This window comes from Aquimarina rhabdastrellae (assembly GCA_947387485.1).
In the GTDB taxonomy this organism is placed as follows: domain Bacteria; phylum Bacteroidota; class Bacteroidia; order Flavobacteriales; family Flavobacteriaceae; genus Aquimarina.
Map to the genome: position 1 here is coordinate 33524 of CANDNT010000001.1, position 15944 is coordinate 49467.

The 15944-nt window shown below is 29.2% G+C and carries 19 protein-coding genes; 11 read left to right on the forward strand and 8 right to left on the reverse strand.

The window, feature by feature from the left end; translation table 11 throughout:
• Window positions 1-63: 63 nt before the first annotated feature.
• The 3 genes from ACYEKI_RS00160 to ACYEKI_RS00170 all read left to right on the forward strand — a co-directional run bounded on the left by ACYEKI_RS00160 (window position 64) and on the right by ACYEKI_RS00170 (window position 2502).
• Window positions 64-1002, forward strand: a complete 939-nt coding sequence (locus tag ACYEKI_RS00160; protein WP_459209114.1) for a tetratricopeptide repeat protein — start codon at window positions 64-66, stop codon at window positions 1000-1002.
• 11 nt (window positions 1003-1013) lie between these two features.
• Window positions 1014-1703 carry a tetratricopeptide repeat protein gene (locus ACYEKI_RS00165; protein WP_459209115.1) on the forward strand — a complete coding sequence of 230 codons (690 nt, stop codon included), beginning with the start codon at window positions 1014-1016 and terminating at the stop codon, window positions 1701-1703.
• A 121-nt stretch (window positions 1704-1824) separates the two neighbouring features.
• Complete coding sequence (locus tag ACYEKI_RS00170) at window positions 1825-2502, forward strand: hypothetical protein (RefSeq protein ID WP_459209116.1); 678 nt, start codon at window positions 1825-1827, stop codon at window positions 2500-2502.
• Between the two features lie 49 nt (window positions 2503-2551).
• On the opposite strand, the gene ACYEKI_RS00175 is transcribed toward ACYEKI_RS00170, so the two are convergent.
• From ACYEKI_RS00175 to ACYEKI_RS00195, 5 genes are all read right to left on the reverse strand, one after another.
• Window positions 2552-2866 (reverse strand): hypothetical protein, encoded by a 315-nt coding sequence (locus ACYEKI_RS00175; protein WP_459209117.1) that lies wholly within the window; start codon window positions 2864-2866, stop codon window positions 2552-2554.
• A 48-nt stretch (window positions 2867-2914) separates the two neighbouring features.
• A complete protein-coding gene (locus tag ACYEKI_RS00180) occupies window positions 2915-3418 on the reverse strand; it encodes a flavodoxin family protein (RefSeq protein ID WP_459209118.1) in 504 nt (167 codons plus the stop codon).
• On the reverse strand, window positions 3418-3849 hold the full coding sequence (locus ACYEKI_RS00185) for a DoxX family protein (RefSeq protein ID WP_459209119.1): 432 nt from the start codon (window positions 3847-3849) through the stop codon (window positions 3418-3420). Before ACYEKI_RS00185 ends, ACYEKI_RS00180 begins: the two co-directional genes overlap by 1 nt.
• A gap of 66 nt (window positions 3850-3915) precedes the next feature.
• Window positions 3916-4500, reverse strand: coding sequence for a Crp/Fnr family transcriptional regulator (locus tag ACYEKI_RS00190; RefSeq protein WP_459209120.1), 585 nt, complete (start codon window positions 4498-4500; stop codon window positions 3916-3918).
• A gap of 201 nt (window positions 4501-4701) precedes the next feature.
• Window positions 4702-5112, reverse strand: coding sequence for a hypothetical protein (locus ACYEKI_RS00195; protein WP_459209121.1), 411 nt, complete (start codon window positions 5110-5112; stop codon window positions 4702-4704).
• Between the two features lie 279 nt (window positions 5113-5391).
• Between ACYEKI_RS00195 and ACYEKI_RS00200 the strand changes: the two genes are divergently transcribed.
• A complete protein-coding gene (locus ACYEKI_RS00200; RefSeq protein WP_459209122.1) occupies window positions 5392-6369 on the forward strand; it encodes a hypothetical protein in 978 nt (325 codons plus the stop codon).
• A gap of 21 nt (window positions 6370-6390) precedes the next feature.
• Window positions 6391-7233 (forward strand): GIY-YIG nuclease family protein, encoded by an 843-nt coding sequence (locus tag ACYEKI_RS00205; RefSeq protein ID WP_459209123.1) that lies wholly within the window; start codon window positions 6391-6393, stop codon window positions 7231-7233.
• Window positions 7234-7318: 85 nt separating this feature from the next.
• Here ACYEKI_RS00205 and ACYEKI_RS00210 read toward each other — a convergent pair whose 3' ends face one another.
• A complete protein-coding gene (locus ACYEKI_RS00210; RefSeq protein WP_459209124.1) occupies window positions 7319-7942 on the reverse strand; it encodes a hypothetical protein in 624 nt (207 codons plus the stop codon).
• Between the two features lie 411 nt (window positions 7943-8353).
• Here ACYEKI_RS00210 and ACYEKI_RS00215 point away from each other — a divergent pair, with 411 nt between their 5' ends.
• The 4 genes from ACYEKI_RS00215 to ACYEKI_RS00230 all read left to right on the forward strand — a co-directional run bounded on the left by ACYEKI_RS00215 (window position 8354) and on the right by ACYEKI_RS00230 (window position 10733).
• Window positions 8354-8794, forward strand: coding sequence for a GNAT family N-acetyltransferase (locus tag ACYEKI_RS00215; protein ID WP_459209125.1), 441 nt, complete (start codon window positions 8354-8356; stop codon window positions 8792-8794).
• Between the two features lie 80 nt (window positions 8795-8874).
• Window positions 8875-9435 (forward strand): hypothetical protein, encoded by a 561-nt coding sequence (locus ACYEKI_RS00220; RefSeq protein ID WP_459209126.1) that lies wholly within the window; start codon window positions 8875-8877, stop codon window positions 9433-9435.
• A gap of 33 nt (window positions 9436-9468) precedes the next feature.
• Window positions 9469-9828, forward strand: coding sequence for a hypothetical protein (locus tag ACYEKI_RS00225; RefSeq protein ID WP_459209127.1), 360 nt, complete (start codon window positions 9469-9471; stop codon window positions 9826-9828).
• Window positions 9829-9902: 74 nt separating this feature from the next.
• Entirely contained in the window at window positions 9903-10733 is an 831-nt protein-coding gene (locus ACYEKI_RS00230; protein ID WP_459209128.1) for a cyclase family protein, read from the forward strand.
• A 64-nt stretch (window positions 10734-10797) separates the two neighbouring features.
• Here the strand turns inward: ACYEKI_RS00230 and ACYEKI_RS00235 are convergent, their stop codons facing one another.
• Window positions 10798-12189: a hypothetical protein gene (locus ACYEKI_RS00235; RefSeq protein WP_459209129.1), complete on the reverse strand. Its 1392-nt coding sequence runs from the start codon at window positions 12187-12189 to the stop codon at window positions 10798-10800.
• A 304-nt stretch (window positions 12190-12493) separates the two neighbouring features.
• Between ACYEKI_RS00235 and ACYEKI_RS00240 the strand changes: the two genes are divergently transcribed.
• Window positions 12494-12835: a hypothetical protein gene (locus ACYEKI_RS00240; protein ID WP_459209130.1), complete on the forward strand. Its 342-nt coding sequence runs from the start codon at window positions 12494-12496 to the stop codon at window positions 12833-12835.
• Window positions 12836-12892: 57 nt separating this feature from the next.
• Here ACYEKI_RS00240 and ACYEKI_RS00245 read toward each other — a convergent pair whose 3' ends face one another.
• Window positions 12893-13297 (reverse strand): hypothetical protein, encoded by a 405-nt coding sequence (locus ACYEKI_RS00245; RefSeq protein WP_459209131.1) that lies wholly within the window; start codon window positions 13295-13297, stop codon window positions 12893-12895.
• A 320-nt stretch (window positions 13298-13617) separates the two neighbouring features.
• Here ACYEKI_RS00245 and ACYEKI_RS00250 point away from each other — a divergent pair, with 320 nt between their 5' ends.
• Entirely contained in the window at window positions 13618-15846 is a 2229-nt protein-coding gene (locus ACYEKI_RS00250; RefSeq protein ID WP_459209132.1) for a sulfatase-like hydrolase/transferase, read from the forward strand.
• Window positions 15847-15944: the final 98 nt, after the last annotated feature.

Genomic DNA, 15944 nt, shown 5'->3' on the forward strand with positions numbered 1-15944 from the left:
CTATAAACAGTGTAGTTTGGGTATTTTAGTACATATACTTTTGCTTTTATAAAATTGATGATAATGAAATTAAACTACATCTTAATACTTTTTATAAGTATAACATATCTTTCGTGGAGTCAAAAACAAGAGGATAACTACGAACAATTTAAAAATCAAATAGCTAATGAGGTTTGTGATTGTCTAATATATGAGCTTAAAGATTTTAAATTTAATTCGCTTAAAGCCTGTTTCTCAAAAAGTATGGATTTACACGTAAATAAATTTAATAGCATTATAGAGAATGATAATACCATACAAAATGAACTAGAAAAAAAGAAATTTAAAGTTTCGCTATTATATAATGTACAAGAGCAACTTATCATAGATAGCTATTTATATTATGAAACGTATAAGAACCTTAGAAATGAGCAATTCGAAAAATATGGTAAAAAAGTTTCGCTTGAGGATGTCAATATTTTTAATAAACGTATAGCTGAAAAAAAAGACGATTATCTCATTTTTCAAAGAGGAAATATCTATTATTTCAATAAAAAATATGAAGAAGCTGAACAAGATTATAAGACAAGTTTAGATATGAACCAAGATAATGCTACCTATCAATTGCAATTAGCTAATCTATATGAAAAATTAGAACGTTATACCGAAGCAGAAGAACTTTATCAAAAAGTACTAAAGCATAGCAAAAAGCAAAAAGAAGTTGTGCGAGCTAAAATATTTAAAGCTATAGTTTCACAAAAAGTAAAAGAAAAGGAATGGCTTAATACATTACAATTTAAAAATGATACGTCTCAAAGTGATTTTCTTGAGATTGTGAGATCCTATTTCTGTGATTGTAAAAAAGAAGATTCAAATACAAACTTGTGTATCTATATAAAGGTAAAAGAACATAAAGACCTATTAATTTCATATTTTAAAAAAGATCAAATAACAGTTACAATATTATATAGCTTTATAAAAAATAGCAGCTATACTTCACAAATACAATCAACTTGCAACTAATTAGTAAGCAAATGAAAAAGAAAACAATAATTACTATTTTATTAGCATTATTTGTAATTACAACCAAAGGTAATGCACAAACAGAAAAAGCAGTGTTTTATAAAAAAGTCGCAGAACAAAATTGTGACTGTATAAAAAAGTTTGAGGATTTAGATTTTAAGACAAAAGGAATTAAATCTGATGCTTGCATGAGAGAGAATCTAAAGTCATTTGTTATAGAGTATAAAGCCTTAATTAAAGATGAAGAAAAACTTGCTGATGCTCAGATTAAAAGGTTACTCAAACGAGAAGGAATACAGATTATGATTACAGAATGTAAGCCATTTTATGAAATATTTGATCAGCTATTTTATGAACAACTTAAAAATAAAAAAGAAGAAAATCCGATATTTCAAATAGATACCTTAACCTCAAAAATAAAAGAAAAAGCCACAGCTAGATTATTCACTAACAGAGGCTATTTATATATGGCTTATGATCAGTATGAATCTGCTATAACAGATTTTAAAGAAGCCTTAAAATTAAAGCCTGATTACCATAGTGCAGTGTTTGGCTTAGCACATTATTATATTCATAAAGAAGAATACACAAAAGCATTAGAACTTTATAATCAAATAAAGGTAAACGGAAATGATGATTTTTTAAGCATATTTATAAAACGGGTAAAAAATAGAATGAAGGAAAAAACAAAGAATAAATAGTTTTAACAATATTTAACCTCTTTTTTACTATTAATAATGTATTTTAAAAAAAATAATCTGGTGGAACTCGAAAAACCATAATAGAGTAGAGGCATTATTACAAATCATAAAAAATCAAACAATGAAAATAATCAAACTGTTATTAGCAGCATGTATTATCGTATTTGCATCCTGTAGCAAAGAAGAATCTTTTGAAACCGATGAAGCACTACAAAAAGCAACACAAAACAAAAAAGTAGATTGTGAGATAGTTAAAGTTAGTTGTGGTAAACCAGGAGGAACAGCTACTTATACCTATCAAACTAATTTTGTTGCTAATAACTTCATGTGGACAGAAAATAATCCACATATGAATATTACTACTGGCAATGGGACAAATACGGTAACAGTACAATTTGATACTGATTTTGAGGGTGGAATTTTAAATGTAAGTGCATCAGGAAATAACGGATATAATTGTGCCGAACCTATTTGGATTCCTAAGTGCTCAGAATGTACTCCTCCTAATTATGTAATGATAGAACAAAAAGCTGGAGCATGTAAGGGAGATGTATTTATATTTTATGCAGATCCTAACGGAAGTACTGATGAAGGAACATATCAATGGTCTGCATCTCATGGAGCTATTGTTAACCCTGATGATCAGGGAACAAGACAAGTACGTATTCAATCTCCTTTATCGAGTGGATTTTCAATTTCTGTTACACATGTCAACTCATGCAACAATACAAGTGCAAACGGTTTAACATTAGCAGAGTTTTCTGCAAGTTGCGATGATGGAGGAGGATGGGGATTCTAAACTAATCAAACATAACAAAACAAGCTCAATAAATGAGCTTGTTTTATTTTTAAGCTATAGTTGCATATTCAATTTTTACTGTACCTTCTTCTATTTTTTCAAGAAATATTTTAGAAATCTTATGTTTTAAAAATATTTTCAGCCCATTTTTAGCATGAGTAATACTTTTCCAAAATACAACTTCGACCCATGTATTATCTTCTTGTAATGCAATAAACCTATGTAAGAAACCTTCTATAGTATGTAATACCTCATCTGTTTCTTGACATGCAAATAACATTTGCTGATTACTTATACCAGATTTTGCTTTAAAAGTAACATATTCAATTACAGTAGTATTTTCTTTTATTAAATTGATTTCCATACGATATATTAATAAGGGTAGTTAGTAAAAAAACTTTCACTTTACATATTAAAATAATTGGGTAAAAGCATGTAATCTCTTTTCTGCTACAGACGAAATCACATTCGCTTCATCAATCCACGAATGAATATCACCTAGGTAATTCATTTTAAGATAGGTTGCTGATTTCTGAAATGGTATAAAATATCCTTCAATTGTCATTTGGGAAGAACCACAAGCAATAGCTGCCATGTTTTTATTTTCATACTTTTGACCTAAAGCTTTATCATACAATAAACCATCTGTAAGACGATCTATAAAGTTTTTCATAATACCGCTCATCGTATACCAATAAACTGGTGAAGCAAAAATGATCGTATCAAAACGATCAAAAATATCATGCGCAGTGCTATTAAAATCATCTTCTTGATTTTTAAATTGATAATCAAACGGCAAAATATTTTTGGTAGTTAAATCTAAAACTTCAGCATTTAATTTATCTGCTAGCATTTTTACGATAGTAGCTGTATTTCCATTAGGATTTGAACTTCCTTGAACAATTAGTATACTCATTATGCTTTAGCTTTGGTTAATACTAAAGAATCTAAAGACCATTTACCTCCACCTAAACATGCTAATGCTACAGCTGCAAAGAAGTATACTAAATGAAATTCATAGCCTTCTCCTTGTTGATTACCAAACCAATTCATAAAGAATCCATGTTCCAAATGATAAAAACCAGCTCCCAACATGACTATACTTAATAATAGTGCATTTATTCTTGAAAAAACACCTAATAATAGCATAATTGGACCAAAAAATTCGATAAGAATTACCAATGCTGCTATAATAATGGGTAAATGATAATTAGTGTTTAATATATCTAGAATTCCACCAAAATTGCTAATTTTTTGATACCCATGAGGGAGCATCACTATTCCTAATCCAAGACGCAAAATAATTCCTGCTAGATTAGGATCAGTTTTAATTTTTTTCAAAGCCATAATTTTATTTTTATAATGTTATAGCACAAAATTATGACCGATATATTCTTAAAATCTTAAACTAGATTAAGACTTTTTCTTTAAGTTTTTTGTTCTAAGACTACTTAAAAATTCGGGAGAAATGCCTAAATAAGAAGCTATATGCTTCTGTGAGATTCTACTTTCTAGTATAGGATACTTTTCTTTAAATTTAAGATAACGTTCTTGAGCTGTTAAGCTCATTTTGTAATTAATTCTATCTTCAGATGAGATTAATGCATTTTGTAAGAGTATTCTAAACCATTTTTCTAGCTTAGGTATGCGTTCAAGAAGTTCTTCAAAATCATTTTTATATATCTGTGTTAATTCACAAGGAGTTAATGCTTCTATATAAAAACGAGCTTCAGAAAATTCTATAAAACTTTTTAAATCTACAGCCCACCAATCCTCAACAGAAAAAAATATAGTTTTTTCTAAAGCGTAATCATCAACACTATAGATACGCATACACCCTTGATTGATATAAGAAAGATGTTTACAAATCATTCCTTCTTCTAATAACAATTCTCTTTTTTTAAGATGGCGCTTTTTGATTTTTGAAGCAATTAATTCTTCTTCTTCTCGAGTAAGTGTTATGATTTTTCTGAAATGCTCAATTATGTTAGGCTGCATAGGTATAGCTTAAGGTCAAAACAAAGGTACAATAGATATTTATGATGTGAATATCTCATAAAAAATTGCTTTTTACGGAAAAACGTAAAGCAGTTCATAAAAGATGAAAGAAGCTATTTTATCATATATTTAGACTAATTCAAATAATACCTAAAAGCGTATTAAATAATATGTTTTTAGGTATTAAAATTAGTTGGCAAATTATTGATCACTGATCTTGTTAATTCCTAATAAGGAAGCTAAATATGGATTTGCTTTTAAAATGCTATCAGCGTTCCATACACTATATAGAGCATACGATAAAACACCAATAGTAAATATTTTCCAAACAAAACCTTGCCATACCAAGATAGGATCTATAAACAATAATAATAAATAGTATACTACCACAAGTATTAATGGAATAGCTAATGCTAGTTTAGGCATTTTAAACGAAAGAAAACCAAAACATAAAAAGAGTGCTGTGATTACCATATTACTTATGGCAATTTCTGTTACTCCGTTTAAAAATAAATAAACTCCAGTTAAGCCATAAAGCCCTGCAATTACAAAAAGTAGAATTCGAGCCCGTTTTAAACGAGTAAAAGCTTCGTTAACGTCACTACGTTGCATTACTTGAGTAGAAATAAATACGGCTTGTTCTTTTTCTGTTCCTTGAATAGGATAATTACAAAGACCACAGAATACTTCCAGATTAGAACGATCTGTTTTACAATTGTTACAAGATGTTATTGATGAATGTTTTAATTTGGTTACAATACTACATATTTCACCTTAATTCTACAAATAATAAGCTTATTACGGTTTTCCGTAAGTTTCTTTTAGGATTTACTTGTTTCTTTATATAAGAATAAATTATATTTATACTTGTATTATAAAAAATCAAAGCATATGATATTTAATTTAGATCAACAGAAAAGAGAAATTCATAAGCGCAAAGCTATTAAGTTAGCTGATATAAATTGGAAAGAAGATGATTTACAAAAGTTAATGTTTTCTTATTTACATGAATTGTTACCAGAGGAAGAATTACTTTTAATTATGCAATCTAAACCAGGTAAAGAAGAACCTGATTTAATGGCAATTGATAAAGAAGGTACTTTATATATATTTGAGCTAAAAGCATGGGAGTCAAAAGATGTAAATCTTCTACAAGCGCTAAGATATGGACAAATATATGGTCAATATAATTATAGTGAACTAAATACCTATTATAAAAAAAGGGATAAAAACAGTAATGAATTATTGCATGAGATTAATCTAAAATTCAATACAAATCTTCAAGAAAAAGATATTAATAATAAACAACAATTTATTCTAGTAACAAATGGAATTGACATTAAAACTAGATCAGCCATATTATATTGGCAAGACCAAGGAATAAACATTACTAGTTGGATTTACAAAATATATGATGTTAAAGGTGAAATATTATTAGATTTCGAGACTTTTCTTAAATCATCTAATATATATGAAGATATCGTCGATCAAAAATATTTTATACTCAATACAAATACTAAAGATGGAGAACAGGATGAAAGAGATATGTTAACAGAAAAAAAAGCTGCAGCATATGATTCTCCATGGATACATAAAATAGAAAAACTACAAAAAGGACATTATATTTTTTTATATAGTACAGGAAAAGGGATTATTGCCAAAGGAATAGCAACAGGGAAATTATTAAAAAAAGATCATGATTATAGAAATGAAGAAGAATACTATATGAAATTAAATGATTTTGAAATCCTTAAAGAACCTATCAGTCCATCTGAAATTAAACGAATAGCTAATGTCAATTATCGATTTATGCAGACCATGTTTTCTATTGATGAAGAAACTGGAAAGAAATTATGGAGTAAACAATAATCATCAAATACAGTAATTACTATGACTCGTCCTCAAACAATACAAATATTTTTACCTACGGGATCTCCTACAGGCGTCAAAGAAGCTGAATTAACTAGTAGAATGTTAAAAGCTCTTTATTTTCCTCGAACAATTATCAATAAGGCTGAAAAAAGAGAAATGATTCAATATACAGGAGTATATTTCTTATTTGGTGAAGATGAAAATGGTATTTCTATGGTCTATATAGGAGAAGGTGAGAATTGTTGGCAACGAATAAAAGAACATCAACGTAATAAAGAATTCTGGACAGATTGTATTATAGTTACTACAAAAACTAATGATTATAATAAAACTGATGCAAAATATCTAGAACATCATTGTTTGAAAATAGCTGAAAAAATAAAACGATATAAATTTGATAATGGGAAAGGCTCTACAAAACCATCTATTAGTGAATCCAGAGAAGCTGATTTATTAGATCATTTTGAAACTATCAAAATATTAGTGAGTTCACTTGGATTTCCATTATTCGAAAATCAAAGAGGATCTGATAAAATTATTAAACAAGAAAAGTTTTATTGTAAAGGAAAAGATGCTAAAGCAGAAGCTTTGCTTACAGACGAAGGAGTTTTAGTATTACAAGGTTCAATATGTAACTTAAAAGAAACTATATCAGATGATAAATGGGTTGTTGGCCTAAGAACTCGACTTAAAGAAAAAGGAGTCTTAGTACAGAAAGAAAATATATTAGAGTTTGCCAAAGACGAATTATTCAAATCTCCAAGTTCTGCTGCTGTAACTGTTTTAGGTAGAAGAGCTAATGGTTGGAGAGAGTGGAAGGATAAAACTGGTAAAACTCTTGATGAACTAAAAAGAAATTGAAAATACTGAATAAAATCGTTGTATTGAGAAGTTTTGAATATGAATAAAATATTTTCTCGATACAACGACTTTAATTGAAACTCTTTTATTTTCTTTTTGACTCTTTATCAATAAAATTAATTTCAGAGGGAACTAAAACTTCTTTTTTTCCTTTTTGGATAGTAATTCTTTCCCACTCAAAAAGATGATATACCAAATCAGAAGTATTATCTTGAGATAATAACAAATTTAAACTCTCTTTTACATATGAAACTAATCTCGACATATCGTCTGGTTTCAAAATAATTTTTCTCAAAGCATTTCTCCATGAGAGACTTTCGGTAATATTAGCGTCAGCATGGATTTCCATGATTTTATAAGCAACTTCATTATCTATATCGTTTTTAGGATATTGTCCTCTTTTTTCATCGGTAGGTGCTGAACATATATTAATAGGATTCCATATAATAATGGATTTAATAACATCAAATTCATTAGAATCTTTAATATTAAATGTTTTTTTTATTTTCTTGGCTATTGCTATAATTTCTTCATTATCACAAACAGATCTTATCTTGTTATCAGGCACAATATGTCCTTGATGATCAGAAATCTTATGGTCTTCATATTTTATTGTAATATAATTCCCCTTATATTTACCATTTGCTTCAAAATACTCACTAAAATATTCTGAAAATATTCTATCTGTTTCGCTATTATCTTTACCCATTATACTAAATGATATATGCTCTTACTCTTTTATTATTAGGCTTTTCAGATTCCGCCTATGTTATAAGAAAAGATAGCAGCTACTTAATCGAATATCCTTCTCTTATTACCACAGATACAAAGTTGTACGAAATGCAGCGTTTAATTTATTGTTATGCAATAGAGAACAATATAAATGTTATAAGGAGTAATTGATGAATTATAAAACAATTAGTGAAGAATGTAAAAGTTTATCTCAACAGGCTCGATAACCCAAAAGTAGCCCGAGCTTGTCGAGGGCTACTCTTGGGTTGATCAAATTATTGAAAGGGAAAAGACTTCTTTATACCTCTTTTCACTATCGTTTAAAACTTACTCAAATTCTTTAATTATTTAAATTACTATATTTGACAACATAATATCATATCAAAAAATGAACTATTCAATAGAAACAATACTTCCGACAGAATATAAAGAAGTTGTTGCTGTTTGGGAAGCATCTGTACGAGCTACTCATGATTTTCTTAAAGAGGAAGATATAGCATATTTTAAACCTTTGATTCTTAATCAATATCTAGATGCAGTAACGCTGCGATGTATCAAAAATACAGATAATAAAATCATTGGTTTTTCTGGAGTTGCTGAGCAAAACCTAGAAATGCTTTTTATTCATCCAGCATATCGTGGTAAAGGAGTTGGTAAAGCACTATTACAAAATGCTATAGAAGATCAAAAGATAAACAAAGTTGATGTAAATGAACAAAACGAACAGGCTATTGGTTTTTATTTGCATAGTGGTTTTGTGACTTACAAACGATCTGAACTTGATACTACAGGAAAGCCATATCCAATTTTACATATGGAATTGCAATAAATCTCACCTTATTTTATTGCAATTCAATAGAAGCATGTTTTGCTTCTATAAAACATTTTAATTCATTCAAAAATATATTTATGAATACTACAGAACGTTCTCTTTTAGAATCTAAATTTAAAAGACACCGTATCAAATACAATATTACAAATAACAGTATTACTATTGGTCAAGCACAGATTGATTATGTTTCCTTATTTGGTTTAGCCATTTTACCTAATAGTATTGCACTAATATTACTTCTTTACATCATTTTTGATGATTATGCTTTTGTAGATCGGATACCGTTTAAGATCATCTTTATCATTATTGGTTTATTTGCTGTGGGTATTTCTCAAGCATATAGATTACTTACAAATCAAAAAATCAATGGCAGTATTAAAACATTATCTAATGGTGTTTTAAAAATAGATCATAAAGATTTTAAGGGAACTTTTGATAAACGAAATACTCAAAAAATAGGATATACGCTTGATTATTTTGAAGAAGAAGAAATCTTTCAAGGTTCATTATTCTTATTAGATAACGAAGATATAATGCATCCTTTATTAGGTTTTTATGATGAAGAAGAACGTTATATGCACAACGATCTTCAATGGTATCTAGTCTTTTTTGAAAAGCAACTTAGATTAAATCATTAATGTAATTAGCATCAACTTTTAATTTAACTAAATATGAGTGACCTAATAAACGTTTATGATACCAATAAAATAGTGGAAAAATCTACTGGAATCTATAGTATCTATATTATTGGAGGTTGGGATATAGATTTAGGCGATTTTGATATAATTTTAAAAAATGTAAGAACGAATAAAATAGTTACTCCTAAAAAGAGTAAGTGGCGTTTACAATCTTATGAATTTAATCAAAAAGCAAAAAAAATAATGTCTATTAATATTCCTGAAAGAGGAGAATATCAAATTATATTTAAAAATATTGATAGTTTAAAAGTTTGGAATTTCGATTTTCCATATTTAGGAAGACTATTTATACGCCCTAAAGCCCATCATCTTATAAGTATATATATATGCTAAATACTAAGTTAATTAAAAATACAATTCTAAAAAATGATTACATTTAATATTGCATTATCACACAATCATTATTTATGAAATCAATTTTTAGTTACGTTGTACTATTTTCATTTATAGCATGTAACACCAACCATCAGCCCATTGCAGTTGAAAAAAAGACTAGAGAGATACCAATAAAAGAAAAACAGTTGATAGATCTTTCTCATACCTATTCAGATAAAACTGTGTATTGGGTTACCGCCAAAGAATTTAAATTAGATACTGTTTTTAAAGGAGAAACAGACAAAGGTTATTTTTATTCTGCCAATAATTTTAGTACTGCAGAGCATGGTGGTACACATATAGATGCACCCATACACTTTGCAAAACATGGACAATCTGTAGATGAGATTCCGCTTAAAAAATTAATCGGTGATGCTATTAAAATCAATGTTTCTTCAAAAGCTATGGAAAATCCTGACTATTTAATTTCTATAGAGGACTTCTTGGCTTGGGAAAAACATCAAGGAATTAAAATTCCAGATGGTAGTATCGTATTATTACAAACTAATTTTTCTAAGTATTATCCAGATAGAGTTAAGTATTTAGGCACAGATAAAAGAGGAGAAGAAGCTGTTGCTTTACTTCATTTTCCCGGACTTTCTCCAGAAGCAGCACAATGGCTTGTAGAACATCGTAATATTAATGCTATTGGTATCGATACACCTAGCATAGATTATGGACAATCGACATATTTTAAAAGCCATGTTATCTTATTAGAACAAAATATTCCTGCTTTTGAAAACTTGACAAACCTAGATAAACTACCTTTAAGTGGATTCGAAATTATTGCTTTACCTATGAAAATAGAAGGTGGAAGTGGAGCTCCTTTAAGAATAATAGCTATGCTATCGAAAATTAAATAGCAACATAAGCAAAACGCTTATTAACAAATAATAAGCGTTTTTATTTAAAGTAATACTTTAAGTATTAACATGGATTAAAAACTACTTCTAGATAAAGATTATGACCATCTTTACTAATCCAGTGCTCTGATCTTACATCCCCATTTGAATGATCATATCTTGACCAAAATTTGGCTTTTGATTTTCTTTTCTTATTAGCCTTATTTGATTGAGCACTTCCAGTTTTATGTGCTTTTTGAATACAATTTGCATCTCTAAAAATACCATCAACACGTACTTTAATAAAAGGCTTGTGTCTTCTTTTTTTAACTTTTACCCAACAATTACCACCACAACTTTTAAAAGCTTCACTAGTTCCTTTAATGCGATTTGCTCCTAAAAAACCATTGGAAACATCAATCCTACCAGTTAACATCCATGTTCCATTATTTGTAGAATCAAATGTTGATCCGTTTACCTCTGTACATGCATTCTCTACGATAACACTTACTGGATCAGACATTACTTGAAGAATACCATTATCATCAAAAAACTCTATAGTTACAATAGCATTATATGGTTCAATAGAAATGTCAGTATATGTATGGCTTATATATTCTCCACTTTGTATACTGTTAATATGCGTAGTTATAGGAGTACCATCACCCCAATCAATACTTATTTTATGAAAATTACCTATATAAGGGCTAGAACTTACAATATTACCATCAATATCCTTTTTCGTTTCAAATAATGTCATAGCTATCTTCTTTTCATACACATTACAATTTACATTTTGTAATATTCCAGAAGAGTTATATTCTAAAAATGGACTCACTATTATGTGCATTTTAGTTCCCATAGTATTATTAACAGAACTTAATTCAATCACATCATATTTAGTTAATAAATCTGCGGGTAGAATACCTGTTCCTTTTTCAATCTTCTTAATCTCTTCAAGAGCTTTTTGTTCCTTTTTATCTACAGAAAGAATGATATCGTTAGAATGGAATATATAAACCTTGTCACCAATACCTATTTCGAGATCTTTATTGAGATAAGATTTTTGATATCCAGTAACATAATCCTTTTTCATGATTTCCATGATTTCTTTTTCTGTATTTCCTCGCTCGCTAAAACCGTATCTTTCATTATACAGTTTTCTATAAGAGGAAAATCCTGAGAATTGACTTTCGATATCATCTAAGATTAGATCTTCATCTAATTCTTCATCTTTAGCATCTTCAAATTTTAGATTAATATATTCTTCTAAAAAGCCATAATAAGCATCTACATGATCTTTGTCTTTAAAAAATAAAATTCCGTTTTCTACTCTGGGCATATCTACTCTTGGTAACTCAGAAGACTGTGCCTTTTCCTGTAATTCAAAAGACTCATTTGGGAGTTCTTCTTTTGCACAAGAAAATAATAGTGTTAATAATATAAAGCCTGCGGTTAATGATTTAATGTGTTTCATTTTTTACATTTTATTAAGTTCTTACTCTGTTAAGGCTTTTCAGATTCCGCCTTTCATAGTTTAGTATTACAATCAAACTCTAATCATTTAAAGTGTAATTCCTCACTATTTCATGTGATCGATCATGAGATAGGGTAGATGTAGAGACTTTATTACCCATATTTTTTTACTTTTTTTAAGCAAAAGTGACATATTTACCACAAACAATTAATAAACAGCTATTTATAATCGTTTTTTTCTATACTAAAAAATGTAACACACTATATGTTATTGATGTCTAATAAATTCCTTAATATTAAATTTTATGGATAATGGATTAATACTTTATATAACACTATTTATTCCTTTAGACTTAGTGGCTATATTTTATATGTTATTAGGGCGTAGGAAGAAAAATGATGCTATGAATTTCAAATCAGATATAATGAATTTTGAACGAGCAATAGCAACACATCAATATAAGTCTATTAATAAATATGGTTTCAGACTTATCCAAAATACTCAGCTAACCATGAAACATTTATCAGCTATGTCTAAATCGGTTAATAGCTTAAAAGATGATAATGAAGAATTAAAAGAACTAAGATCTGTTATTTATAATAAGTACCTAAATTGGAGTAGAGGGTATTTAAATAATAAGTTTTAAACGTACAGTTAAGGTGTCATTTTTAAATTAAAACGACACCTTAATTCATATTTCTATTTAAACTCTAGTAAACTTACCATTACTAAATTTAAATTTGCGACCATTTTTATCAATTAATATCCCTCCGTTTTTGGGATATTCTTTTTCTTCTGTTTTGTTAGTAATAGCATCTGCTAATTGATCAATAGTAGAACTATCAACAGCTATAAATGGGTTACGACTTACATGAAAAACAACTCCGTTTGCCGATTCTTGACATCTTCCGTCAGAAGATCTATTTTCAATTTTATAATCACTTGCACTTCTAACGGTTTCTCTTCCTATGTTAGTTACAAAATTATGATCTTGTGTAATGTGACCGTATTCATTGCCATCTTTAAAATACACAGTTTCATTTGAACCTATAGTTCCTGTATACCCTATAATATTTGCTTTTTTATAGAAATCATCTCTATATGCCATGTTGTAAAAGTTATTATTAATTCGAGTTTTTCTTTCGAATTAAGATTTTAATATGCTTACTCTATACAGTTTTCAGCTTACCTGTGCCAGAACATCAAAAAGCACTGGCTAACTTTTTGACTATACAAATTTTAAGAAGTATCATTAATTGTATAGGTAGTTTTGATATGAGCTACATTTCTTAGGTAATGGGCAGTAAATTCCCTGTTATTAAAAAAATGTTTTTAGATAGATTCCACTTATAAACTCTGTGGTTTTGACCTTTTTTGTTACTAACTATTCTTTCTAAATTTAGTAGTCACACTAAATCACATAAATAGATGTCGAAAGAACAATTAAAAAAGAATGAATCAACTGATTCAAAAAACAATGCTCAACTGTTTGGAAACGGAAAAAATGTTTTACTCATCATGGCAGATGAATTTAGATTTCCTATCAATAAAGATGCTGGAGGGATGACTACAGATCTTAAAAATATTTTAGGATTCCAAAACATAGATGGTACTTCTGATAATGTCGAAGAATACATCTCTGAAGATGCTCGTAAACTATTTCCTGGTTTTATGAAATTAAGAGAAAATGCTACAGTACTTAAAAACCATACAGTAGCTACCACTGCTTGTGTACCAAGTAGAGCAGCAATGTTTACAGGACAATATGGAACAAAAAATAAAGTTACTCAAACAGATGGAGTATTTAAAGGTGCTAGCGAAGAAGGCTTTTTCTGGCTAGATCCAGAGGGTATTCCTACACTAGGAGATTGGTTTAAACAAAATAATTATTCCACACATTATTTCGGGAAATGTCACTTTGCACATCCTAAAAAACAAAGCTTAAAGAATTGGGGATTTGATGATTGGGAAACCTCTTTTCCTGAACCACATGGTACTTTAAAAAATAATCTTGGAATGTATAGAGATCATGGTTTTACAGATCTTGTAACGACATTTTTAAGACGTAAAGGGATGGCTCTTGATTATGATCAAGAAGTAGGTCGTATTGAAATGAATGAAAGATTAACTGATGAAGAAAAACAACAACAAATTGATACCATAGATAAAAAGCCATGGTTTGCTGTAGCTTCGTTTACCAATCCACATGATATTACTACTTGGCCAGTTTTACCTGCAAAAGCTCAAGGTGTACTCCATAAGCCTGAAGGAATTGATGATGATTTTGAAGTACATCATAAAACACCATTAGGAATTCCTCCTGAAGGAACATTAAGTACACCTCCTGAGCAAGGAACTTGGAGATTTGATATGAATCCAGGCGGAATTGATGATAGTTATGCTACACTACCTAAATCATGGAGAGAAGATTTAAAAGATAAACCAGATTGTCAATTTGATTATTCTTTAAAACTAGGTATAGCACTTGCTTCAAAAACAGGAAACCAAAAGGTTGCCAATAATTCTCATAAAATAACTGGAATTCCGTTACCATTATCTGAAGATCCTAAAACATGGACCGAAGCTTATATGCAATATTATACATATTTGCATCATGTCTTAGATCAACAAATTGATCGTGTATTAAAAACACTGGATGAGTCAGGTTTAAGAGAAGATACTATAGTAGTTTTTGTTCCTGATCATGGAGAATACGGTGGCTCTCACGGAATGATGATGCAAAAATGGCATACGGCTTATCAAGAGGCTATTCATGTTCCAGTAGTAATTAGTATGCCTAAAGAGGATCGTTCTGCTAATACAACAACACCTAAAGCTATAGAAGCGCTGACAAGTCATATCGATATTGCACCAACGCTTTTAGGCTTAACTGGTGTTACAGCAGACGAAGTTTCTGTACTGAGAAAAGGATTAGGGGGCTCAAGAGTACCAGAGTTTGTGGGTGCTGATATCAGTGAATTGATTACAGGAACGGCTACACAAATTTATGATCGTTTTAATCTAGAAGGTAACAATCAAAGAAACGCTATTTTGTTTACAACTAGTGACATGATTACCGAACCTATAGATTACAAACCTCATAAAATAGATTCATTTCAGGAATATGGTAATGATTTTGATATTTATAGCAAAGCAGTAAAACATTATATCAAAACACCTGATGATAATTTAACTACCGCACAACTAGATGATATTGATCGTTTAAAAAGAGGTCCTGTAATTCAACCCGCAGAAGTGCATTGTATAAGAGAAGGTTCATGGAAACTCGTTCGTTACAGAGATTATCACGATCCAGAAAATGAAAAGAAATTTCAATGGGAATTGTATAATCTTGATAATGATTCAAAAGAAGTAAGAAATTTATTGATCTATAATTATACATCATCTGAAGAAGCATCTGGTCAATTAGAAACAATTCATCATGAAAACGGAATTGATCATGATAATAATGGATCATTTGCTACTCAAACAGCCACCTTAACACGAACTATAGCTGTTGAGGATAATCAAAATTCTTCTAGATTTAAAGCTAATCCTCATATAAAGGGATATACTGATATAGAAGGTCGTCGAATAGAAAGAAAAGCTGAACAATTATATAAAAAAATGCTTCAGTTGATTGATCATATGCTATAAGTCAAAACAAATACTATTTATTTACTAAAGTCATGGGTGAAAGCTCATGGCTTTTATTTTTAACTAATTGTAGGTTATTGTATGATTTTATACATTGT

What these genes read in the sequence shown, in the direction of transcription:
- ACYEKI_RS00235 (WP_459209129.1), bottom strand. Translation starts at nt 12,189, where the DNA reads ATGAAACACATTAAATCATTAACCGCAGGCTTTATATTATTAACACTA.
- ACYEKI_RS00160 (WP_459209114.1), top strand. Translation starts at nt 64, where the DNA reads ATGAAATTAAACTACATCTTAATACTTTTTATAAGTATAACATATCTT.
- ACYEKI_RS00195 (WP_459209121.1), bottom strand. Translation starts at nt 5,112, where the DNA reads ATGCAACGTAGTGACGTTAACGAAGCTTTTACTCGTTTAAAACGGGCT.
- ACYEKI_RS00230 (WP_459209128.1), top strand. Translation starts at nt 9,903, where the DNA reads ATGAAATCAATTTTTAGTTACGTTGTACTATTTTCATTTATAGCATGT.
- ACYEKI_RS00210 (WP_459209124.1), bottom strand. Translation starts at nt 7,942, where the DNA reads ATGGGTAAAGATAATAGCGAAACAGATAGAATATTTTCAGAATATTTT.
- ACYEKI_RS00175 (WP_459209117.1), bottom strand. Translation starts at nt 2,866, where the DNA reads ATGGAAATCAATTTAATAAAAGAAAATACTACTGTAATTGAATATGTT.
- ACYEKI_RS00190 (WP_459209120.1), bottom strand. Translation starts at nt 4,500, where the DNA reads ATGCAGCCTAACATAATTGAGCATTTCAGAAAAATCATAACACTTACT.
- ACYEKI_RS00200 (WP_459209122.1), top strand. Translation starts at nt 5,392, where the DNA reads ATGATATTTAATTTAGATCAACAGAAAAGAGAAATTCATAAGCGCAAA.
- ACYEKI_RS00215 (WP_459209125.1), top strand. Translation starts at nt 8,354, where the DNA reads ATGAACTATTCAATAGAAACAATACTTCCGACAGAATATAAAGAAGTT.
- ACYEKI_RS00240 (WP_459209130.1), top strand. Translation starts at nt 12,494, where the DNA reads ATGGATAATGGATTAATACTTTATATAACACTATTTATTCCTTTAGAC.
- ACYEKI_RS00220 (WP_459209126.1), top strand. Translation starts at nt 8,875, where the DNA reads ATGAATACTACAGAACGTTCTCTTTTAGAATCTAAATTTAAAAGACAC.
- ACYEKI_RS00170 (WP_459209116.1), top strand. Translation starts at nt 1,825, where the DNA reads ATGAAAATAATCAAACTGTTATTAGCAGCATGTATTATCGTATTTGCA.
- ACYEKI_RS00205 (WP_459209123.1), top strand. Translation starts at nt 6,391, where the DNA reads ATGACTCGTCCTCAAACAATACAAATATTTTTACCTACGGGATCTCCT.
- ACYEKI_RS00225 (WP_459209127.1), top strand. Translation starts at nt 9,469, where the DNA reads ATGAGTGACCTAATAAACGTTTATGATACCAATAAAATAGTGGAAAAA.
- ACYEKI_RS00250 (WP_459209132.1), top strand. Translation starts at nt 13,618, where the DNA reads ATGTCGAAAGAACAATTAAAAAAGAATGAATCAACTGATTCAAAAAAC.
- ACYEKI_RS00185 (WP_459209119.1), bottom strand. Translation starts at nt 3,849, where the DNA reads ATGGCTTTGAAAAAAATTAAAACTGATCCTAATCTAGCAGGAATTATT.
- ACYEKI_RS00245 (WP_459209131.1), bottom strand. Translation starts at nt 13,297, where the DNA reads ATGGCATATAGAGATGATTTCTATAAAAAAGCAAATATTATAGGGTAT.
- ACYEKI_RS00180 (WP_459209118.1), bottom strand. Translation starts at nt 3,418, where the DNA reads ATGAGTATACTAATTGTTCAAGGAAGTTCAAATCCTAATGGAAATACA.
- ACYEKI_RS00165 (WP_459209115.1), top strand. Translation starts at nt 1,014, where the DNA reads ATGAAAAAGAAAACAATAATTACTATTTTATTAGCATTATTTGTAATT.